Genomic DNA, 20,883 nt, shown 5'->3' on the forward strand with positions numbered 1-20,883 from the left:
GCGCTCCGGAAAGGTACGTAGTTGCGCTTCAGCGCTCCGGAAAGGTACGTAGTTGCGCTTCAGCGCTCCGGAAAGGTACGTAGTTGCGCTTCAGCGCTCTGGGAGCATCACATTTTTGCAAAAACCATCTTGCTTGCAGTGCTGTCCACCAAGAACGAGCTGTATAATACTCGCTCGGAGTGGACAGCACTATAACAACAAAACTGAGATGCTCCCGAAGTAATTGCGCCGCGAATTTCTGTGGCTTCATCCAGATTTTGTCGATGAGTATTAATTGGGGAATCGGCGACGGAAATCGCTAGTATACTGTATGAAATGGTGTTAGCAATCCAATGCTAGAAAAGGTAAAACTTCATAACTTCAAAAGTCATCAAGATACAGAAATTAATTTTGACAATTCAGGCTTACACGCCCTCGTAGGACAAAACAGTTCTGGTAAAACATCCGTTTTGCAAGCATTGCATTATCTCAGTCAGCTTACTAATTCATCATTTGCAAATATTTTTCAGAATGAAAGAGCGCCTCAATTTCTTACAACAATTGGGCAAAATAATATGTCTGTTACTGCAAGTGGTTGTTGGAAAAACCCAGATCGAAATGATTGGGAAGCTTCTTATGAATGGAGACAAAGAGTTAATCATTCTTGGTTTCCGACAGCATCATGGAAGGCCGATAAAAACCAGGAATATAGGAAAGTAATGTCTAAAACTTCCTTAATCACTACGAAAGAGCCAATTCCTGAATCTTTGAGATACTCAGTTCATCTTAAGCTAGTAGCTACTAATCTTGCTAAAGCAGCTTACAGCGATGCAATCATTCCGCGAGTTGAGTTCGATGGTTCAGGCTTAGCACCTACCTTAGACTATCTTCGTGACGAAGCTCCAGATAAGTTTCAATCTTTACAAGAAATGTTGAAACGGATTGTACCAGGTGTACGCGAAGTAGGCGTAAAACGAGCCAAGGTTATGGTAAATCGCCAACGCTTAATCGAAGTCGATGGCAAATCTATCTCCTACGAAGAAAGTCAGGAAATGACAGGGCAAGAAGTTGTCCTAGACATGAATACTGGTAAACGCATTCCAGCCCATGCGATTAGCGAAGGAACAATGCTCGCCCTCGGATTACTGACTGTTTTGATAAATCCAACTCAACCTAATTTAGTGTTACTAGATGATGTCGAACAGGGACTCCACCCAAAAGCACAACGAGAATTAATCGCTGTTTTTAAAGAAATTATTCAACAAAACAACAACCTGCAAATTATTTTTTCCACCCATTCTCCCTACATTGTGGATGAACTTACTCCGTCTCAAGTTCATGTATTAAGTAACAATAACTCCGGTGTGACTCGTTGCAAAAGATTAGATGAACATCCTGATGTAGAATGGGCAAAACAAACTTTAACCACCGGAGAATTCTGGGATGCGGAGGGAGAAGATTGGGTGGTTGCAGGAGAAATTAATGATTGAGTTTGTAGTGATTGTCGAAAGTAGTGCAGACGCACGAACCGCTACTAAATTAGCCGATCGCACTTTAGTGCAAAAAATTGACTGGTTAGACCCTGAGATGCTGCAACATCTATATCAATGGAGTGGTTTAGAAGCTGGCACAGAGAATTCTTGCTGGAAAAATATTAATCAAATTATAGATAATTTCCAACAAAGCTTAGGATTCCGTCCTCCCAGATATTTAGGTCATCGTAAAGATGGAGCATTAAAAGCTGATGGTGCAGCAGTGTCCGAGTTGTGGGACGAAAATCTAAAATCTTAAATGTATTGACGGCGGCCCCAGAAGCCGCTACGCTGTGAAATTAAGGTTGCTTTGCTCGAAGATGAAGCAGCCACGATCGCCCGAAAATCTAGTTGCACTGTCCGAAGCTGTAACCAGCAGCAACGGACAGCTAACCGCCAAACTGAGATGAGCAGTCTGGAGGCTGATCGAGAATCTTAGCATTCTCTGTCGCCGCCCTGCCTTTTGTTAGTATGCGGGGCGGCTGGGTTTTTGGGTTTTCCTCCCAGAAAACAACCAAAAACCAGGAGACCATAATTATGTCACAGGAATTCGTGCCTGACGATAACTCTTCCGTGCAGCCAAATGACGGCTGTGCAGTATCCGAACAGGAAATCGTGCAGATAACGGTTGTCGGTTCCCAGAAAACCGTATTAGAAACCATCCACACCTTGTACAGGCTGGGATTCGCCACCGTCGGCGATTGGAGTAAGTTGCAGCGAGGCCCAAAGCCGGGACAATTTATTAGCGTTTTAATCAAGCGCAAAGCCTAGAAATTGGTCTAGCCTCATCGGTTATATCAGCGGGCGGTTGAAATAGACAACACGGCGATGAAATAGAGGACACGGCATTGCCGTGTCCCTACCCGATATCGTTATTTCCAGCAATTTTATCCTTCACTCAATCCCGCTTGAAAAATCTGTTGTGCCGTCAACTTCAACTCTGGAAAAGTTGGCGACTCAATCCTATCATCTCCCCGAAATTGACTAACTTCATACTCGCCATCAATCAACCGATAAATCGAAATAGTCGGTTGCTTGGGATTCCCAATAAATCGACGGCCGCCCAAACCGAGATAATCCACAATCCAATATTCGGGAATGCCGATTAGTTCGTATTCACCTACCTTTTTTATGTAGTCATCTTGCCAATTCGTGCTAACGACTTCAACAACCAGCGGAATTGATGCTCCTTGAGTTACGGTTGAAAAATTTTTCCACAAAGGTTCTGATGTTAAGTTGGGGCGATTTAATATCAGAATATCCGGCGAATAAGCTGATTCGTTTTCTGGTGGCTTAATTAATGCTTTTCCGGGGATGAAGTATGGACGTTTTTCTTTTCTAAACTCAGCAGTTAATTCGGAGGCTAAAAAACCGATAACTTCTTCATGGTCTCCTAATGGCTGTGACATTTCAACAATCTCTCCATTGTGCAGTTCGTAACGTCCGTTTTCAGGTTTCCAGTCCAGAAATTCTTCAAAGGTTACTGGTTTAGTTGCAGTTTGAATCATGACGAAGTCTCCAATCAAATTTGTTCGTAGTGAGGATTTTAGTCCGCATCAAATTCAGAGGACTGAAGTCCTCACTACAAACCTTATTACCATTATATCGAAAATGAGTTATTTTGTGGCGCACGCAATAAAATTGGTTCATAGTGAGGACTTTAGTCCTTCATGAATGCGGACTGAAGTCCTCACTACGAACCTTACCATTTGATTAATTGTGCATCTTGATTAAAAAAACTCCGGCACAATCCCTCAGTCAACAACAGAGTTGCTATTAAAGTTGCTAGCGCCAACACAAACATAATCAAAATTTGGTAAGATGCTGCATCCAAAGGACTGACACCGCTCAACATTTGACCCGTCATCATTCCCGGTAATGTTACGATACCTACGACTGTCATTGTGTTTAATGTGGGGATTAATCCAGCTTTGATCGCATCTTTGCGGTACTGTTTTACTGCTTGCTGCGGAGTCGATCCTAAACTTAAATGGGTTTCTATTTCTAATTGGCTGCTGTTAACTGTACTCACAAGTCTTTCACCAGCGATCGCCCCTGAGTTCATCGCATTGCCCAAAATCATCCCCGCTAGGGGAATCAAATACTGCGGTTCGTACCAGGGATCAGGTTGCAAAATTAGCAAGTGTGTATAGGCGAGAGTAAACGCCGTACCGATCGATATCGAACCCACAACTAACGGCAGCAAGTGCTTGATTTTTTTGCTAATCCGGTTGCTGGCCACCACGCTAGCCGTTGTCAGCATGATTCCTAACACTACTAACACCAGCCACGGATTTTTCCCCTCCGGCGCAAACACCACGGCGAGCACGTAGCCGACTCCGATTAGCTGGATCAAGGTGCGCCCTGCCGCGATCGCCAGAGCCCCTTCCAACCCCAATCCCTGCCACGCCGAAAGCCCGATCGCGATCGCCACCATCCCCAAAGCCCAACCCAAATCAGTAAAATCTAGCAGAATTAACATCCGCGCTCCCTTTCGATAAAGTGATTGTTTGCCCGTCCAACTATAAGATATTTGAATAAAGGTTTCTGAGAAACAGTTTTGCTGTAAGAATTTGCTTTGATAATGGTTGCAATTTGTGGTGTCAAGAGTGAATAACGTTCCCCCCCTCGATTTAACCCAGCAGTACGCCCAGATTGGCGACGAAATCGGCGCTGCGGTACAAAAAGTGCTCGCCTCTGGCGGCTACATCGGCGGCCCCGCCGTCAAGAGTTTTGAGCAAGAGTTTGCCAACTACACAGGCGTTTCCGACTGCGTTGGCTGCAACTCGGGCACGGATGCCCTGATTTTGGCCCTGCGAGCTCTCAAAATCGGCCCCGGCGACGAAGTAATTACCACTCCTTTTACCTTCTTCGCTTCCGCTGAAACAATTAGCGCTGTGGGTGCAACTCCCGTATTTGTCGATATTGACAGCGGGACTTTTAATCTGGATGTCGAACTTTTGGAAGCGGCAATTACCGACAAAACCAAGGCAATTATGCCGGTTCACATTTTCGGACAACCCACAGACATGACTCGGTTGATGGAAATTGCCACCAAGCATAACTTAGCCGTCATCGAAGATTGCGCCCAGTCTGTCGGGGCCGAGTGGGAGTCTAGAAAAGTCGGCAGCATCGGCCATGTGGGCTGCTTCAGCTTTTATCCGACCAAAAATTTAGGCGCTTGCGGTGACGGCGGCGCGGTGACAACAAACGATCGCGCCCTGGCAGCTTCCATGCGTATGCTTAAGGAGCACGGACAGTCTTCTAGGTATTTTTACGAGGAAATAGGCTACAACAGCCGTCTGGATGCCCTGCAAGCGGTGATTCTCAGCATTAAGTTGCGGTATCTCGACAGTTGGAACTCCCAACGGCGCGAGAAAGCAGCCGTTTATAGCGAATTTCTTTCCCGCGTGCCCGGAGTTGCTGTCCCCAAGGAATTGCCAGCAGCCAAGCCTGTTTGGAATCAATATACAATTCGCTTGACAAGTCAAGACACAATCCGGCTGACAAGTCCAGAAGGCGCGCCAAATCCTTCTGGTAATTTCCGCGACTCGATGCGGACTAAGTTGCAGGAATCCGGCATCGGTTCGATGGTTTACTATCCGTTACCTTTGCACCTGCAACCTGTTTACAAATCTTTGGGCTATCAAGCCGGTCAGTTGCCTGTAGCTGAGCAAGTTTGTCGCGAAGTCTTGTCTTTGCCGATGTTCCCGGAACTTTCGAGGGATCAACAGGAGAGGGCAATTTACGGGCTGAAAGATTGTTTGACCAAGGGCGGATAGGATTTACTGGCTTTTGTGCGATCGCCCGATCGAAAGAAATAGCTGAGAATAGAGGAATTGTAGGGTTGCAGTGTCGTACTGGTGCAGCGGTCAGGAAAATATATTAAGTGTTTTGACTGATCACTTGTACTTTTATCAGAAATTTGGGTTTAAAACCCCGTCCTTCGCTTGACGGCTTTCTGCTATAGTATTCGTAGGTTGCTGACCGTGAGAACGTGAGGAAACAGGTTGAACGTCCTACTCCGGGATCTCAAAATCTTTAACCGTCAAGGGTAAAAACCAAATCCACACGGTAAGAGCAAATAAAAATCAAATAGCGTGGGACACACGCGAATTTACGCTTGGGGAGTAGTCCGTAAGAGTGCTTGCTGTGTCAAGTACTATATTTAATGAAAAGAAACAAATTTAGGCTGGCAATCCGCCTTCAACGGGTGCATTTTCCGCTCGCCTAAAATTTGCGATCGGTCAATGATGAAGAAGGAAGAAGGAAGAAGGAAGAAGGAAGAAGGAAGAAGGAAGAAGGTTTTAACTTTCGACTTCCGATGCCCGATGCCCGATGCCCGATGCCCGATGCCCGATGCTTTTATGCCCGATGCCCGATGCCCAATCTCAATTTAAGCTGCAATTTTCATAAAACAAGAGGAAAATAAACGAGTGCCTCAGTATCAATTCACTCAGGCTAGACGCTACGATCCACAGGCGATCGCCCAATATTACCGCAACCGTCCTTGGAAAGCAATTTGGCGAGCAATAACCGTTATTTGGTCATTTGCAGGCTTCGTACTCGGGATGTTGTGGGACAGTTGGCAGCACGAAGTTGCCGCCCACCAGCCGGAACGCGCCGCCCATCTGCGACTAATACTCACTCGCTTAGGCCCCACTTTCATTAAAGTCGGTCAAGCCCTGTCTACTAGACCAGACTTAATCCGCAAAGACTTTCTCATAGAATTAATCAAACTTCAGGATCAATTGCCGCCCTTTGATTCGGTGCGGGCTTTCCAGATTATTGAAGCAGAACTCGATCGCAAAATCAGCGAAACTTACAGCGAAATCTCCCCCGAACCAGTCGCCGCCGCCAGTCTCGGTCAAGTTTATAAAGCCCGTTTAATCACCGGAGAAGAAGTAGCAGTCAAAGTTCAGCGACCGAATTTGCTACCAATCTTGAGCCTTGACCTTTACTTAATGCGCTGGGCTGCTGGATGGTTGGGCCCGTTGTTGCCACTAAATCTCGGTCACGACCTCTGTTTAATAGTCGATGAATTCGGTATTAAATTATTCGAGGAAATTGACTATATCAACGAAGGCCGCAACGCCGAAAAATTTGCGACCAATTTTGCCGACGACCCGACCGTAAAAGTTCCGAGCATTTACTGGCGCTATACTGCAAAATGCGTTCTCACTCTCGAATGGATTGACGGTATCAAACTGACAGATATGGCAAGTGTCAAAGCCGCCGGTTTAGACACTAATAGCTTAATTGAAATCGGAGTTCGCAGCGGTTTGCGGCAGTTACTGGAACACGGTTTTTTTCACGCAGACCCCCATCCAGGAAATCTGTTTGCCTTAGCGGACGGCCGCATGGCTTACATCGATTTTGGGATGATGGATCAGATGGAAGAAACAACTAAAGAAACTTTGGTTGATTCTGTCGTTCACTTGATCAACAAAGATTATTTAGAGTTAGCCCAGGATTTTGTAAAACTTGGGTTTTTGACACCAGATACAGATATTATGCCGATCGTCCCGGCGCTGGAATCTGTCCTCGGCGATATCGTCGGCGAAAAGGTAGGAGACTTTAACTTCAAGACGATTACAGACGAGTTTTCGGAGTTGATGTACGACTATCCTTTCCGAGTCCCCGCCAAATTTGCCTTAATTATTCGGTCTCTCGTCACAGAAGAAGGTTTAGCCCTTAGCCTCAATCCAGATTTCAAGATAGTTGAGGTAGCCTATCCCTATGTAGCCCGACGTTTGTTAAACGGAGAATCTCCGGCATTGCGCCGTCGCCTGATTGAGGTATTATTCAAAGATGGCAAATTCCAGTGGAATAGATTAGAGGAGATGATTGCGATCGCCAGATCCGATCGCAGTTTCGACCTGCTACCCACAGCCCAACTCGGCTTGCAATTTTTGCTGTCAGAGGAAGGGTCGTTTTTGAGACGCCAGGTAATGTTAGCCTTGATTGAGGACGATCGAATTCACACCGAAGAAGTTGGCAGCCTCTGGAACTTAGTCAAAGAAGACCTGCAACCAAGTCGCTTGTTCAACGTTGCTTTAGGCGCTTTGACAGAGTTCTCCACAGCAGGAACAGCCGCGCTGAATCGATTTTAATTAGAAGGAAGAAGCAAGAGGGAAGAAGGAAGAAGGAAGAAGGAAGAAGGAAGAAGGAAGAAAAATAATTCTACTTTTGCCAATTCCCAATTCCCAATTCCCAATTCCCAATTCCCAATTCCCAATTCCCCATCCCCAATTCCCAATTTTCCCATTACCCCAAAAGAATTATTCGTGTATTACTTTCCAGAACCTCCCTATTTTTTAATGACTGCTGGATTAATAGCAGGTATGGCATCAGGCTTAGCCTTTGAAGCAACTCTCAAACAAGCCGTACAACTCTGGTCTAAAAATCGTTCTAGCCGTACTTTGTCCAACCTAAAAGGTCTACAATTGCAGTTGCCTTTTTTGGGAATGGCCGGCGGAATTTGCGTATTTTTAGCTTCAGGAATGGAGATATTCGGCTTCCCCAAATTACTGTCCTACGTTCTAGCCCTGCCCCTGACACTACTAACAGCATGGCTAGTTTGGACTCAACTAGCCAAAGTTTTAATTGAACTACAACGCGGAGGTTCCCAAGCCTTAGACTTGGATTCTTTTTTTGAAGAACCATAGTTAAACATCAACCCTCTTTTACAACGAAGAGGGTTGGTTCGTAGTAAGGACTTTAGTCCTTCTTTATTAAAATCCGCAACTTAAATAGAACATTATTAACCCTTTGAATACCCCAACTTTTGAAATTCCTCTGCAAGCGCAGTAACAAATTGGGAGGCGCGAGTTTTGGTCGTGTTTCCGGCGAATTCAAATAGCGGTAGTGCAGAAATACATCGCGGTAAGGAATCTCAACATCTTCGCCCGCACACAATCGAGTAAATTTTGCAGCCGAAATACTCATGTAATGCAAATAAGTCAGCCGCCGTCCTTTGTCGTATAAAACATAATCTATCACATCAAATTGAGAAGACCAATGATTTCCCGTTATCAGTGCAGGTTGATGATAAGCAAAATTATAAAAAGAGATAGCGCTGCGGGCGACTAAATAGTTAAATAAAGGTTGGTCAGTTCCCCGCAAAGACAAAATTTCTGCTTCTCCTGAAGTCAATTTATCTAAAAGTTCGGCTAAGTTATTGCGATTTAAAATACCTTTTTTTGCAGCAAACCAACCAGCACAAAAAATCTGAGATTCCAGTTTTTCAATCTCAAAAAATGCTGCGAGTTTTTCTGATGATAAATCAAAGACATAATTGAGGTCAGATTTGTATTGAAAATCGTTAGCTACCCAATCAAATTCATCAAGTTTTTGATAAATATAATCCAGAGAACCCATTAACAGAGTGTCGGCATCAAAATAGACAAACTTGTCAAAAGGGCCATCAAAACAGCAAAATTTTCGGTGCATTCCCAAACAGTGAACTGGCGCCCAACCTTTAGCTTGCCAAACTTTTTGAGCTTTTTGGTGAGATGTCCAAACTACAGTCGCGAAGTCTTCCCAAAATTGGATGGAATCGGCATTGTCAAATAGAGTAACATTGCTTCGCGAGGCAATTTCTACTCGAACTTTTTGCAAGTTATCATCGTAGGGAATGATGCAAACAGGAATAGTTTTCGCCCCATTAACTTCGAGACTATTCAATAAAGCGACTAAGTGATCAAAAACCACATCATTGCCTAGAATATAAATACCATCAGTCATAGTTGTTAATAAGTAACTGTTTAGGTGCGGGCAAGATGCCCACACCACAATAAAAATGATTGACTGTGGAACAGGCATCTTGCCTGTTCCTCAAAGCTTGTTTAAAGTTAAAAGCACAATAAAATTTATGAATTGTGGAACAGGCATCTTGCCTGTTCCTCAAAGCTTGTTTAAAGTCAAAACCACAATAAAATTTATGAATTGTGGAACAGGTTATGAATTGTGGAACAGGCATCTTGCCTGTTCCTCAAAGCTTGTTGATAATAATATAACATATCAGTTTATCCTCATCTACTGAAAGGCTGAAGGATTTTTTGCATTAAATTTGGTTTTCTTTCATCCAAATAACGATAATATCGCCAAAGTTTCCAATAAGGAGTACCGGATTTAATTGGTATTCCAGCCCAGTGAATATATTTTAATCTTTTGCCTTTGTCATAAAGCACATAATCTATTTCCTGAAAATGTGTAGAACCAGCCCAGCTTCCAGGTTCTGCTGCTGAATCTTTAACAAGATTCCAGCGTTTGAAAATTAACTTGAGAATCATATAATTTAGTATAGGCTGGTCTGTGACATTTTGAGTAAAGTCAAAATATTCTCGATGTTGCGAACATTCCCGCAAAATTTCATACATTTGCGATTCTGCAATCGTGCCTTTTCGGGAAGCCCAAAAACCGCTGTTGAATACATCTTGAAGCTGTGAGTCGGTAAAGATATTTTGTTCTTTGACAATGGGTGAAAATATATTTCGCAGTTTTTCGTTGAGGTGGTGATAGTCGCAGCAAAAAAAGTCTACTTCTGAGAGTTTGTTGAGGTTGGCTGCGATGTCTTCAAAGACGATGATGTCGGTATCGATGTACAGAAATTCGTCGAGGGGGCCAAACCAGGCGCAGAGTTTCCGCATTTTGTTGGGAAGGGCTAGAAAGTTGCGATCGAATATTTGGCCAATTTCCCTGGTAAACTGTTCCACAAACCCCAGATTTGGGTACAATTGCACACCATAGAGGCTGCTGAGGGCGGCAGCGACTTGCAGATAATTGTCGTCAAACGGGATTAAAAAAACTGGTACTTGACAATTGTACAGGCGTATGCTGGCTAAAAGGGCGATCGCACTTTCCATCACCTTATCATTAGCAACAATATAAATACCGCGACTCATAAATTTATCCTCAACCTTCTCAAGACTCTTTCTAGCAAACTCGGCGCAGAAATATCAGCATAAGACTTTAGCGGTTCCCTAAAAACCGGCCGCTTCGAGGGTTCGCGGAGATAGCGGTAATGTAGAAACAAATCGCGGTAGGGAAACTCAATATTTTCGCCAGCACAAACTCTCCGAATTAAATCCGGCTGCACCCCAATATAATGAAGGTAAGTCAGGCGATTTCCCTTGTCGTACAAAATGTTATCTCGGGTTTGAAAATGTGGGGAAGTGACACTGCAACCAGTTTTTTCATCATCCGGGAGACTGCAACCAAAATTATAGCTGTTCATCCCCGTTTTCATCACCATATAATTGAGCAACGGCTGTTCTCCCGCACCTGCATAGAGAATTTCCGCCTCCCCAGATAGCAGTTTACCTAACAGCCATTCTCTAGTATCACGGTCAAAAACTCCTTGCTTGCTGGCGTAAAATCCAGAACAAAATATTTCCGAGTCGAGCCGATTTTGCTCAAAAACTTCCAGCAGTTTTGGCGACTGAATGTTATATACTTTAGTTGGGTCGCGAAATTGAAAATCATAAACCACAAAATCATATTTATCTAATTTATCAAAAACCGCATCAAGAGAATTCATCACCAAAGTATCCGCATCCAGATAGATAAACTTGGCAAACGGGCCGTCGAAAGCACAAAAGCGGCGGTGCGCGCCGTAAAGCCGGAATTTTTTGCGGTTCAAACGCTCTGGTGCGGCTGCTTCCATGAATTCATCCCACCGCTGAATTGAGGCGCTATCTTCATATATAAACACGTTGGGACGGTTAATAATTTCTGCTTTGATTTGTTCTATCTGCTCGTCGAAAGGATAAATGCAGACAGGAATATTTGAGCCTAAGATAACTTCAATACTGTTGAGTAAGGCAATTAGTTGATCGTAAACTGTATCGTTGGCTAGGGTGCAAATTCCATTCATATCTTGTTGAGAAATTAGCGAGGCAGAGCATCTAAATATCAGTTCCCAGGCAGAGCCGGGGAACCAATTAATATGATGTCAGGTCGATTGTCCTTAAAAAAGTTGTTTGTAGTAAGGACTTCAGTCCTCGCGGGAAGGCTAGAAAATAGGAAGATCCAAAGAACAGGCTACGCGAAAACCCCAGTATTTGCTCCCAAGACCTCCTAAAAACCCATAACGATTGCTGCTACGACCATAGCCCGCAGAATAGCCCCAAGAACCGCCACGCAGAACTCGGTAATCATCTGTACCGGTTTCCCAGGAACTCCCGTCAGAGGGCGCGTCGCTGTAGTTATTGTGTCGCCTATCGCTGCACCATTCGCAGACATTTCCGTGCATATCGTAGAGTCCAAAGGCATTCGGATGAAAACTTCCGACATTAGTTGTTCGGTCGCGGTTAACTCGCGATTGTGCAGAATGGAATGGTTCGTTTCCGTTGTAATTACCTAAATTGAATGTAATGGTTTCGCCAAGATAGAAAGGTGTAGTTGTTCCGGCACGACAGGCATATTCCCATTCTGCTTCACTCAAGAGGCGATATTTTTTCCCGGTTGTTTGCGATAATTTAGCACAGAATTCGACGGCATCTTGCCACGATACAGTTTCTACAGGAAGTTTGGCACCTTTAAACCACGATGGTTTATTTCCCATCACTGTTTGCCACTGTGCTTGAGTGATGGGGTATTTTCCTGCACAAAAAGTGGATACTGTTACTTGATGCTGCGGACTTTCATTGTCATTTCTACCTTTTTCTGTTGCTGGCGAACCCATCATAAAAGTGCCTCCGGGAATCGATACCATTTCCAGCACAACTCCATTCCCTAAGTCTTCGTGGAAGAAGCGAGCATAATGACGGCGACGACTGTTTTCTCTTCCTTCAACATCAACTGTTATCACACCAAACTCAAAGGTAAGCAAATATTTTTGTAACTCCTCTTTTAGATTTGGTTCATCTCTATCCTTCAGTAGCGAAGAGGCTGCCAACTTCACCGCCATTGATTCATCTTGCAGTGCCCCAATGATTAAATCTAAACCTGCGTCTCCATATTTGATTGCTTCAGACAGTGCAACAATTTTTACCTCGACAATCGGTGAAGCCAAACGACTCTTAACGCCGGAAATCCCACCTAAAACAGCCGCACTTAATGGCACTTGAGATTCACCGCCCTTGACGGCATCGTATTCTCTGGGTTGATTTTGATTTTCTGTCATTGCGCTATTTCCTAAGATGCAAAATTAGACAGCCAATTGAGCAAGTTCAATTCGTGGAGAATGATTTGCCTAGCTTCAGCAATTTTATCCCTCGCTTCATGCCAACAATCCGGCGTAGCAATCACCTCTTTAATAAATTCTACTCCCTTCTCATCCAAACTGGGAAGCCGCAAAAAACTTCCCGCCGGCAACAACTTATCCGCCGCCGAACCGCCGTAATAAATCGGCAAATTCCAAGCTAACAAAGCATCCCAAAGTTTTTCGCTGACATACCAATCATTTTCGGCATAATTCTCCACAGCCAAATTGTAATAATAAGGTGCGACAGCGTGCCATTTATTATTAACCGTGCCGTTTCCCTGCGCCCAACTTGGCAAGTTTCGCCCGTAAAGGTCAAAATCTAATTCTGCTTCTTGCAGCAAATTGATAAAATCTAATCTGCGTCGGTGGTTGGCTGTGCGACTAACGCCCGAAGTTATCCAAGAACAGGATTTAGTTTTAGTTGGTGGTGGCATTTCATTCAATTCTCGAAACGAGTTTGAGTGATACCAAATCGCGGGCATATAATTGGGATTGGGCGCAAAATCATCCGGCCCGGAAACGTAACCGCAATAAAGTTTTGCTTGTTCGTAGTTGGCTTTGGTAATCTCAATTACTTCTGCTAAAGGCGGTTCTCGGATTAAATAAATAATCCGTTCTTTGGGGACATTTCGGAATTTTTCTCGAATGTCATTTTCTGGTGTTGGATGCTTGTAATGGCGTATTTTGTCGAGCCATAACTGCTGTTTCGGCTGCCGGGGAAAGTCAAATTGATACATGAGCAAAAAATCTGGTTCCGGGTGGTTGGCGAGCATTTGAATGTTGCCCCATTTGCCGAAGTTGTGGGGGGTTTGTTGCCACAGCCAGTCGCTTTGATTCATGCCTGGATAGGTGGTGATTGCACTGATAATTATTGGGTTCATTTCTCTCTTAGTCCGCGGAGGCGGACTTTGTTTATGTAGCCGCGGTTTCAACCGCCGGGGCTAGGAATAGGTAATTCAAAATTATACAAAACTAATGAATAATTTACGATCGCACTTCTTCATCCACATAACTCAAAATCCTCTCGATCCTATTTTCCCACGAAAACTGCTTGACAAAACTCAATGTTTGTGAATAACCTTCGCTTCTCCTCGGATATTTTGCTAAACTATCTCGAATGCTTTGCGCGAACTTGTGCGGGTTATCAGGTTCGCACCAAATGGCAGCTATATTTCCAGATTTGAATTCCATTAAAGATGTAATCTCTGTGGCAACAATAGGAGTTCCCGATGCCATATAATCAAAGAACTTCAAAGGAGATGTGAATGTCGCGGCCTCTGTCTGACAGTGAGGGTGAGTCAAAACATCGGCGGCTTGCAGCAAGCTGGCTAGTTGATTTTGAGGCAGGTAGCCGAGAAAATTGATGTTGTTAACTTGCTTGTCTTTGGCTAACTGCTGGTAAGCTGTTACTTGGGATGAATCCCCACCGGCGATCGCAAATTGAACTTCCGGCAACACCCGCGCCACATCCACCAGCATATCCACACCCTTAAACGGGTACAGCCCACCCGCATACACCGCTAAATATTGCCTTCCACCTGCTAATAATCGCTGCCGCCAATTCTCCGCTGCGTCTGTTTGTCTCGCCAGAAACAACTGGTTAAAACCATTGTGCAGCATAATGACTTTTTCCGCTGGCATCCCATTTTGAATCATGCTGTATCGCACAGTATCTGCAACAGTTACAGCAATTTGAAAGAGAGGATTATTAACAACCTCCGGCTCAAATTTCTTATCTTCGTGGTGGTGTTGTTCGTAGATAGCAGGAATCCCGTGTTTAATGGCAGCTTTAACAAAGTTCCAGTCGCGAGTATGAACAATTTTAGTCGATTTCAGCAGGTGAATTGGCAAGTAGTATTTTGAGACTATTGTACTGGAACTTGTCCACTTGCTGTTCAAAAGGTCGATCGGCCACGGCATCGGTAAGTATGCTATTTTTAATTGCTCTTGAATATTGTATATTTGAGCAAGTTTTGCATCGGGTTTTCTCGGTTGAAAAGGATGAAACCAATCAACTGGATTAAAAGCCTTCCATCCTTTACGGATATATACCAAAACTGCTGGATAACCGAGATTTGCTGCGGCATTTGCTGAGTGTGCAACTTGAACTAAGCTGGCTACATTCGGTTGTGGCAAGATATTTCTGGTGAAAAATACATAGTATTTCGACATTGGAATTGGTAATGGTAATTGGTAATTGGTAATTGGTATATTGGTAAACTGGATTCAGTGCGAGCGTCTCCCTCGCGGCTGGATCGCGAGCGAGACGCTCGCACTACTATTCTAATAACAAATAACTAATAACCAATAACTATTTTGTTGCTTGACGTTTAATAGTATTTTCTATAAATTCCAAAGTTTTGAAAATATTAGCAGCCGAGTGATATGATTCTCTGATTAACTCATCTCTTTCTTCGGGAGAATCAACCATTTCATCTACTAGCAACTTCAGGTAAGCTATCATCGGAGTCAGGCGAGTGCGAATTTCGTAAGAACCTCTAATCAAAGCTTCATCGCGGGCGGTTTCTTCCGCAAATTGCATTGAATACAAGCGAGTGTAGTAACCTCCTTTGGCTAGCAATTCTTCGTGAGAACCGATTTCTACGACTTGTCCGCGATCGATCACGGCGATTTTGTCGGCTTTTTGGACTGTGGAGAGGCGGTGGGCGATGACTAAGGTTGTGCGATCGCAACTCAGTTTCTCGATCGCCGATTGCACGTATCTTTCCGAAACCGTATCCAGCGAACTCGTTGCCTCATCTAAAATCAAGATTTCCGGGTTTTGCAGCAAAGCCCTAGCAATCGAAATCCTCTGACGCTGCCCTCCCGATAATATCACACCGCGATCGCCAATTTGAGTATCCAACCCCTCCGACAACCGTTCAATAAACTCATAAGCATTCGCCCCCTGCGCCGCTTCCACAATTTCAGCCTCCGTCGCATCGGGCCTAGCGTAAGCAATATTTTCGCGCACCGAAGCATTAAACAAAAACGTATCTTGGCTAACAATACCCATCGCCTTTCTGAGACTTTTTAGCTCAAATTCGCGCAAATCTCTACCATCTATCGAGATACTACCTTCAGTAGGATCGTAAAATCTCGGCAGTAAATCTGCCAAAGTTGACTTCCCAGAACCCGAAGTTCCTACCAAAGCCAAAGTAGTGCCGTAAGGTAGAAATAAATCAATTCCTTGAAGAACTAAATTTTTGTGATTCGGATAACTAAAAGATATTTTATTAAAACTAATTCCCGATCGCAAATGAGTGTATGGCACAGAACCGTTCAGCATAAAAGGCTTCTCATCGCAGCTCAAAAAATCATCAACTACTTCTACGCTAGCTGACGTATTAGCAAATTGACTCCGCCCGCTATTCAACTGAGAAATCAAAGGAATTAACCTAAAAAGTACCAATAAATAGGTCAGCAGAACAGTTGAAATAGACTCAATTTCATTAGCAAATATTGTACGACCGATAAATACAATCAAAATTATCACGATCAAATTAACAACTTCGTTAATTGGGGCAATCGCCGCATAATTTACCTGAGCCTGAAAATCCGCGTGTTCTCGCCTTTGAATTAAATGCTTAATCCGCTGATACTCCCTTTCTTCGTTACCCGTTGACTTAACTAGCCGAATCCCAGTCATGGTTTCCAGCACCCTCACCGAATAATCTTTCGACATTTCAGAAAGCACGAGACCAAAATGCTTAGAACGGTTAATAATATATTGATTTGTGCAAGCAACCAATCCCAACAAAAGCGTAGATGTCAACGTCAACTTCCACGATATAGAAAGCAGCAAACCCAGAAACACCAAAACAGTGACTGAGGTAGTAAACATTCCAATTGCCGTACCAACTGCACTCGCAGTCCGGCCAATCTCTCCGCCCAATCTATTAATCAAATCCCCGACTTTAGTTTTAGAATAAAAATCTAAATCTACTTCTAACAACAACCGCAAACCTGCTTCTCGCAAATCAAAAGTCAGAGAGCGCGTCAGAGAAGTGGCGACTAAAGTATTAATATAGCTAGCAAGATTTTTTAATATAATTGCCAGAACAATCGCCCCGGTCATCAACATTAAACGCTGATTTTCCGGCATTCCCTCAAAGGGATACATCAAACTTTTAATGAGAGGTGGAGCGCCGCGCAGCTCGATAGCTTCCCCCAAAAAAATTAAAAGCACTGGTACAATCAGAGTAGTGCTGATACCGCTGAATAAAGCCCCAGCAAAGCCCAGCATCACAGTTAACACAATCCTGCCCGGATATCGTCTCGCAAATTTTAGGAGTAGCTTATTGGCAGACATGAAGCATTCCCAGCTAAACAGTACGGCATCTCAAAATATTCTTTAATTACAGCCAGTTTTTCTTCCTCCATTCAGTCGCTTCAATTTCACCTATAGCTACCTGCAATTATATCTGAAAGTATCGGTGCCATTGCTTGAATACTATATTTTTTCACGCATCTTTCCCGAGCTTTCATTCCTTGGAAATTGGCGGCTGTAAAATTTTGAAATATCCATTTAATTTTTTGGGAAATTTGATCGGGAGAACTAGGTTCGACTAAATAACCAGTTCCGCCTAAAATTGTAGGAATATCTCCCACGCGCGTAGACAAAACAGGCTTAGCCATTGCCATGCCATCTGTCAGCTTGAGCGGAAACTGAGCCACCGCTGTCAGAGTGTCTCGCTGAGGAACAACGACAACGTGAGCAGCCGCTACAACTTCCGGCATCGTTTCCACAGGAAATTTTGGCAGTTTAACAACCCAACGACCCCATTGTTGCATAAGTCTATCATCATAATCATCATAAGGACTTCCGCCGACGATCGCTAATTTTAAATCGGGCTCATTTAACTGTTCGAGGGCCATCAAAACATCCTCAACACCTTTGTGAGCACGCGGCGCCCCGGGAAACATCAGAACTCTATAGCCCGACAAGCCGTAACGCTCTCTGCTCAATTCAGGATTGTATTTAACAGGGTCAAACATTTCAGTATCCTTACCATTAGGCAAATATACACCACCAAAACGCTGTTTTAAAAACTCTGTATCAACGGTGACAGCATCAGCACGGGAAACTAAACCTTCCATCCACTTGACATATAGCGGATGATCCGGTTCTCGCAATTGACCATTGTGTTTAAAAATATCTCGATAAAGTTGCTTAAAAGAAGGGCGATATTTCCATTCGTCACCGCCGAACCAGCTAAGTTCCCAGTCATCAATGTCTAAAATGAGAGGGCGGCGAGTATCGAGTTTTTTGAGCAGCGATAAACCAAAACTTGTAGGCTTAGGTTTCACTGCATAAATAATATCCCCATCGATTTTTTTCAATAATTTTTGAACATCCATCAAAAACCCTGGATAGTTTTTCCCCGGTATCGCACATACGGGGATGCCTGTCGGAGGAATAGCATACAATTCCTTACCAAACTGAAATCCCACAACTTCTACATCACATTTAAGCTCGATTAGGACTTGAGCTAGTAGAAAAGCACGAATTGCACCTCCTCCAGACAAATCGCTCACCACTAATGAAACTTTCACTTGGTAATTTTTTATTAAAAAAGTTGCTTTATTTTCCTGCTTAAACGATCTTTTGTCAAGGGTAGCAAAGCAAAAAATATTTTTTTCAGTGAAATCCTTGGATCTTTTAAGGCTAAAATATCTTTGATTTCTTGTCTTAATTTGGTAGCTGCTGATGCCGTTCGCAAGTAAAGCTGCGGATGAATTAAGGAAAGCTGAAAAATGTTAGTTCTCGCTGCCTCTTTTTGCAAGACTGGATTTGTTGTTAAATATTCCCGATTCGCAAATATAAGTATATTCTGGGCGTAGTACCATTTAACTCGCTCATTTTGCCATATTTTATGTCTCATGCAGTCAATCGCCACATATCCTTGCTCTTGAAAGAGTTTCGCCCAATAGTCTGGCCACTGTTCGTTAACGTGATTTGTTCCCCCTTGAAATGGTACTGCGGCAGAGAATAAAATCACTGGGCCAAGCTTCACTAAAGACTCTATAAATACTCGGGCACACTCTGGGGGCAAGTGTTCTGCTACTTCTAGAGAAACAACTAAATCAAATTGTTGTTGGACGCGCAAAGGTTGGGTTAAATCTAATGCTAAAAACTTGTTTTCAGGGATTTCTAGCATTTTGATATCTACCCAATCACCGTCTATTCCTAAAAAATCTTCAACGCCGAATTCTTGGAATGCGGACAGCCAAGTCCCCGTACCGCAACCGACATCAATTACTCGTTTGGGCTGCACGAATTCCCAAAGGATAGGGATAATTTCTATGGCTGATTCGTAGGAGGTTGTTTGTAAGTATTGATATAATTCTTTGGTATAATGTTGCACGGCCTAGAGTAGTAAGTTGGTCAAGTTTATTTTAAGCGCCAGGGATTGTTAATTTGATTTGGTAAAAATATTTTAGCGGTGCGATCGACTATTCGAGTAAAAAGCGATCGCGTGACGTTCTTTGCGTACTGCGGGCGGTAGGGGTAGGTGCAGTGCATGACTTTTATCGGTTTGTCGATCGCATAAGCATCTTTCCACTTATCCAAATAGTTGTACACAGGGGACAATGTTCTCATTTGCGGTTTCACAGATTCAATAGCAGCAGCAAAAGCACCCTGGTCTTTCAAAAGTAGCACATTTTGATGCGCCACTACTATCTCGAAATATTTCTTAAATTCCGCGAACAATTCCTGATTTGTACTGCTTTTCGTAAAAGCAATAAATCCGCCATTGTATTGAATGGTATTTTTGTTTAGTGGCAATCCCACAGACTGCAAAGTTGACAGAATATCTTGCTTGACTCTTAATAAATTGCTCGCTTTCGCAATCGCAGGCTGCACATCTTCTGTCACCAACAAATCTACCTCATCAAGATAGCCGAAAACCTCATCTATTGGCGACAGCAAACAAATATCGCAATCCATATAAATAGTTTTCTCAAACAGAGATTCCCCGTACAAAGACAGCTTGGCTTGGCGCGACGCTAAAACAGGATTTTCGTGAGAGGGTGCTCTTTGCAATATGACATTTCCAAACACCTGAAGTAAAGGATATAAAATTCGAGGTACTCTATCTATTAAAATAATAATTGGTTCCTGGTGAAATTTCCTGACGGACGCCAGAAAATGAACGCAATCTTGGAAAGAGTAAAGACCTGTTAAAATAGTGATAAATCCCTTAGTTGCTAGTTTCATTAGTGCGTCCACTCCCAAAAACTCTCGTTCCAGTTATCTCGATAATTAAAAATTCCTTCCCATTCATAAAAATGCACAAAATCTTTCAAGTTAATTACTTTATTGATATTTTTGAGCATATAAAGAGGTTTTTCGCCATAAAAAGAAGCCCACATAGTATAACTACTAGGCGGCCCGACAATATAGTCGCACTCAGCCAAAGCATAGATATCTTCGATTAAATGACCGTTAGCAAAAACGCAGTTAAAATCATCAAATAACTTAGGATTTTGCTGAATATTAGAGCAAATCAAAAACTTGATTTTGTTACTTTCAAATAGTTTGACTATTGAATTCATCACTTCTAAGTATTGCTCAGTTGTGTAAAAGTATCTCCCCTTTTGGTGCTGAGCATAATCCCCTTGACGGATGTGAACTCCAACGATCGTATCTGCGTTATTTTTTACATTCAATATCAAACTATCTACATTGATTTTATATTGTTGTAATGGTGTAAAGTAGGATCTAATCTCATCGGCGTACTTATACAACTTTGGCAAATCTTCTACAAACCAGCCATCTCGAAATAACCAGCCTTTAAAACAAACAATTGAACTATTTTTTATTGCTTGAATATCCCGATAATTTATCCAATTAAACGGCTTTTCTCTGGTAATTTCTTGCGTTTTAAAGATATTTTTATTGCTTAAATTATTGATGAGTTTAAAATATTGATTTCTGATAAATCTGTTACCTGATACGGTAAAATATGGAGGAGGATAACAGCACAATAAATCTTTGTTCGTGTCTACAAAGAATTCTGCATATTCTTCAAAAGCTGGATTGAGGACAGTGCAATTATGCTCGATCGCCCAAGCTATGAAATTGGCAAAAAGCAGCAGTCTGTTGCCTAGTTGTCCCGATTTAGCAGATATTATCAACATAGTCGCTATTTTGGTTAA

21 protein-coding genes are annotated in these 20,883 nt (G+C 43.1%); 7 read left to right on the forward strand and 14 right to left on the reverse strand.

Annotated features, from left to right (window positions below; translation table 11 throughout):
• The first annotated feature begins 332 nt into the window (after positions 1–332).
• From JGK22_RS13625 to JGK22_RS13635, 3 genes are all read left to right on the forward strand, one after another.
• The gene (locus JGK22_RS13625; protein ID WP_293225423.1) at positions 333–1,469 is read left to right on the forward strand and encodes an ATP-binding protein; all 1,137 of its coding nucleotides are present in this window, start codon (positions 333–335) and stop codon (positions 1,467–1,469) included.
• Positions 1,462–1,770: a hypothetical protein gene (locus JGK22_RS13630; protein ID WP_293178350.1), complete on the forward strand. Its 309-nt coding sequence runs from the start codon at positions 1,462–1,464 to the stop codon at positions 1,768–1,770. Before JGK22_RS13625 ends, JGK22_RS13630 begins: the two co-directional genes overlap by 8 nt.
• 278 nt (positions 1,771–2,048) lie before the next feature.
• Complete coding sequence (locus tag JGK22_RS13635) at positions 2,049–2,282, forward strand: hypothetical protein (protein WP_293178353.1); 234 nt, start codon at positions 2,049–2,051, stop codon at positions 2,280–2,282.
• Positions 2,283–2,398: 116 nt separating this feature from the next.
• Here the strand turns inward: JGK22_RS13635 and JGK22_RS13640 are convergent, their stop codons facing one another.
• Positions 2,399–3,019, reverse strand: coding sequence for a Uma2 family endonuclease (locus JGK22_RS13640; protein ID WP_293208971.1), 621 nt, complete (start codon positions 3,017–3,019; stop codon positions 2,399–2,401).
• 194 nt (positions 3,020–3,213) lie between these two features.
• Positions 3,214–3,993, reverse strand: coding sequence for an iron export ABC transporter permease subunit FetB (gene fetB / locus JGK22_RS13645; protein WP_293313023.1), 780 nt, complete (start codon positions 3,991–3,993; stop codon positions 3,214–3,216).
• A gap of 127 nt (positions 3,994–4,120) precedes the next feature.
• Here fetB and JGK22_RS13650 point away from each other — a divergent pair, with 127 nt between their 5' ends.
• From JGK22_RS13650 to JGK22_RS13660, 3 genes are all read left to right on the forward strand, one after another.
• Entirely contained in the window at positions 4,121–5,293 is a 1,173-nt protein-coding gene (locus tag JGK22_RS13650) for a DegT/DnrJ/EryC1/StrS family aminotransferase (protein ID WP_293208973.1), read from the forward strand.
• A gap of 468 nt (positions 5,294–5,761) precedes the next feature.
• Complete coding sequence (locus JGK22_RS13655) at positions 5,762–5,911, forward strand: hypothetical protein (RefSeq protein ID WP_293207276.1); 150 nt, start codon at positions 5,762–5,764, stop codon at positions 5,909–5,911.
• Positions 5,912–5,947: 36 nt separating this feature from the next.
• Positions 5,948–7,624 (forward strand): AarF/ABC1/UbiB kinase family protein, encoded by a 1,677-nt coding sequence (locus JGK22_RS13660; RefSeq protein ID WP_293207273.1) that lies wholly within the window; start codon positions 5,948–5,950, stop codon positions 7,622–7,624.
• Here JGK22_RS13660 and JGK22_RS13665 read toward each other — a convergent pair.
• Positions 7,621–7,779 carry a hypothetical protein gene (locus JGK22_RS13665; RefSeq protein ID WP_293178370.1) on the reverse strand — a complete coding sequence of 53 codons (159 nt, stop codon included), beginning with the start codon at positions 7,777–7,779 and terminating at the stop codon, positions 7,621–7,623. The genes JGK22_RS13660 and JGK22_RS13665 overlap by 4 nt on opposite strands.
• A 19-nt stretch (positions 7,780–7,798) precedes the next feature.
• Between JGK22_RS13665 and JGK22_RS13670 the strand changes: the two genes are divergently transcribed.
• Complete coding sequence (locus tag JGK22_RS13670; RefSeq protein WP_293178373.1) at positions 7,799–8,179, forward strand: hypothetical protein; 381 nt, start codon at positions 7,799–7,801, stop codon at positions 8,177–8,179.
• 52 nt (positions 8,180–8,231) lie between these two features.
• Here JGK22_RS13670 and JGK22_RS13675 read toward each other — a convergent pair whose 3' ends face one another.
• The 11 genes from JGK22_RS13675 to JGK22_RS13725 all read right to left on the reverse strand — a co-directional run bounded on the left by JGK22_RS13675 (position 8,232) and on the right by JGK22_RS13725 (position 20,865).
• The gene (locus tag JGK22_RS13675; protein ID WP_293193361.1) at positions 8,232–9,257 is read right to left on the reverse strand and encodes an Npun_R2821/Npun_R2822 family protein; all 1,026 of its coding nucleotides are present in this window, start codon (positions 9,255–9,257) and stop codon (positions 8,232–8,234) included.
• Between the two features lie 287 nt (positions 9,258–9,544).
• Positions 9,545–10,417, reverse strand: a complete 873-nt coding sequence (locus JGK22_RS13680) for an Npun_R2821/Npun_R2822 family protein (protein ID WP_293178376.1) — start codon at positions 10,415–10,417, stop codon at positions 9,545–9,547.
• A complete protein-coding gene (locus JGK22_RS13685) occupies positions 10,414–11,388 on the reverse strand; it encodes an Npun_R2821/Npun_R2822 family protein (protein ID WP_293313025.1) in 975 nt (324 codons plus the stop codon). Before JGK22_RS13685 ends, JGK22_RS13680 begins: the two co-directional genes overlap by 4 nt.
• 138 nt (positions 11,389–11,526) lie before the next feature.
• The gene (locus JGK22_RS13690) at positions 11,527–12,639 is read right to left on the reverse strand and encodes a formylglycine-generating enzyme family protein (protein ID WP_293313027.1); all 1,113 of its coding nucleotides are present in this window, start codon (positions 12,637–12,639) and stop codon (positions 11,527–11,529) included.
• Between the two features lie 11 nt (positions 12,640–12,650).
• A complete protein-coding gene (locus JGK22_RS13695) occupies positions 12,651–13,601 on the reverse strand; it encodes a glycosyltransferase family 10 (protein WP_293313029.1) in 951 nt (316 codons plus the stop codon).
• Between the two features lie 103 nt (positions 13,602–13,704).
• On the reverse strand, positions 13,705–14,892 hold the full coding sequence (locus JGK22_RS13700; RefSeq protein ID WP_293207269.1) for a glycosyltransferase family 4 protein: 1,188 nt from the start codon (positions 14,890–14,892) through the stop codon (positions 13,705–13,707).
• 139 nt (positions 14,893–15,031) lie between these two features.
• Entirely contained in the window at positions 15,032–17,032 is a 2,001-nt protein-coding gene (locus JGK22_RS13705) for an ATP-binding cassette domain-containing protein (protein ID WP_293178388.1), read from the reverse strand.
• Between the two features lie 86 nt (positions 17,033–17,118).
• A complete protein-coding gene (locus tag JGK22_RS13710; RefSeq protein ID WP_293193356.1) occupies positions 17,119–18,276 on the reverse strand; it encodes a glycosyltransferase family 4 protein in 1,158 nt (385 codons plus the stop codon).
• Positions 18,277–18,290: 14 nt separating this feature from the next.
• Positions 18,291–19,088: a class I SAM-dependent methyltransferase gene (locus JGK22_RS13715; protein ID WP_293203539.1), complete on the reverse strand. Its 798-nt coding sequence runs from the start codon at positions 19,086–19,088 to the stop codon at positions 18,291–18,293.
• Positions 19,089–19,114: 26 nt separating this feature from the next.
• Positions 19,115–19,942 (reverse strand): hypothetical protein, encoded by an 828-nt coding sequence (locus tag JGK22_RS13720; RefSeq protein ID WP_293178394.1) that lies wholly within the window; start codon positions 19,940–19,942, stop codon positions 19,115–19,117.
• A complete protein-coding gene (locus tag JGK22_RS13725) occupies positions 19,942–20,865 on the reverse strand; it encodes an alpha-1,2-fucosyltransferase (protein ID WP_293196478.1) in 924 nt (307 codons plus the stop codon). Before JGK22_RS13725 ends, JGK22_RS13720 begins: the two co-directional genes overlap by 1 nt.
• Between the last annotated feature and the right edge of the window lie 18 nt (positions 20,866–20,883).

This window comes from Microcoleus sp. PH2017_08_TRC_O_A (assembly GCF_020738665.1).
Classification (GTDB): domain Bacteria; phylum Cyanobacteriota; class Cyanobacteriia; order Cyanobacteriales; family Microcoleaceae; genus Microcoleus.

What these genes read in the sequence shown, in the direction of transcription:
- JGK22_RS13685 (WP_293313025.1), bottom strand. Translation starts at nt 11,388, where the DNA reads ATGAATGGAATTTGCACCCTAGCCAACGATACAGTTTACGATCAACTA.
- JGK22_RS13630 (WP_293178350.1), top strand. Translation starts at nt 1,462, where the DNA reads ATGATTGAGTTTGTAGTGATTGTCGAAAGTAGTGCAGACGCACGAACC.
- JGK22_RS13655 (WP_293207276.1), top strand. Translation starts at nt 5,762, where the DNA reads ATGATGAAGAAGGAAGAAGGAAGAAGGAAGAAGGAAGAAGGAAGAAGG.
- JGK22_RS13635 (WP_293178353.1), top strand. Translation starts at nt 2,049, where the DNA reads ATGTCACAGGAATTCGTGCCTGACGATAACTCTTCCGTGCAGCCAAAT.
- JGK22_RS13720 (WP_293178394.1), bottom strand. Translation starts at nt 19,942, where the DNA reads ATGAAACTAGCAACTAAGGGATTTATCACTATTTTAACAGGTCTTTAC.
- JGK22_RS13705 (WP_293178388.1), bottom strand. Translation starts at nt 17,032, where the DNA reads ATGTCTGCCAATAAGCTACTCCTAAAATTTGCGAGACGATATCCGGGC.
- JGK22_RS13640 (WP_293208971.1), bottom strand. Translation starts at nt 3,019, where the DNA reads ATGATTCAAACTGCAACTAAACCAGTAACCTTTGAAGAATTTCTGGAC.
- JGK22_RS13625 (WP_293225423.1), top strand. Translation starts at nt 333, where the DNA reads ATGCTAGAAAAGGTAAAACTTCATAACTTCAAAAGTCATCAAGATACA.
- JGK22_RS13690 (WP_293313027.1), bottom strand. Translation starts at nt 12,639, where the DNA reads ATGACAGAAAATCAAAATCAACCCAGAGAATACGATGCCGTCAAGGGC.
- JGK22_RS13665 (WP_293178370.1), bottom strand. Translation starts at nt 7,779, where the DNA reads ATGGGAAAATTGGGAATTGGGGATGGGGAATTGGGAATTGGGAATTGG.
- JGK22_RS13700 (WP_293207269.1), bottom strand. Translation starts at nt 14,892, where the DNA reads ATGTCGAAATACTATGTATTTTTCACCAGAAATATCTTGCCACAACCG.
- JGK22_RS13695 (WP_293313029.1), bottom strand. Translation starts at nt 13,601, where the DNA reads ATGAACCCAATAATTATCAGTGCAATCACCACCTATCCAGGCATGAAT.
- JGK22_RS13725 (WP_293196478.1), bottom strand. Translation starts at nt 20,865, where the DNA reads ATGTTGATAATATCTGCTAAATCGGGACAACTAGGCAACAGACTGCTG.
- JGK22_RS13680 (WP_293178376.1), bottom strand. Translation starts at nt 10,417, where the DNA reads ATGAGTCGCGGTATTTATATTGTTGCTAATGATAAGGTGATGGAAAGT.
- fetB (WP_293313023.1), bottom strand. Translation starts at nt 3,993, where the DNA reads ATGTTAATTCTGCTAGATTTTACTGATTTGGGTTGGGCTTTGGGGATG.
- JGK22_RS13675 (WP_293193361.1), bottom strand. Translation starts at nt 9,257, where the DNA reads ATGACTGATGGTATTTATATTCTAGGCAATGATGTGGTTTTTGATCAC.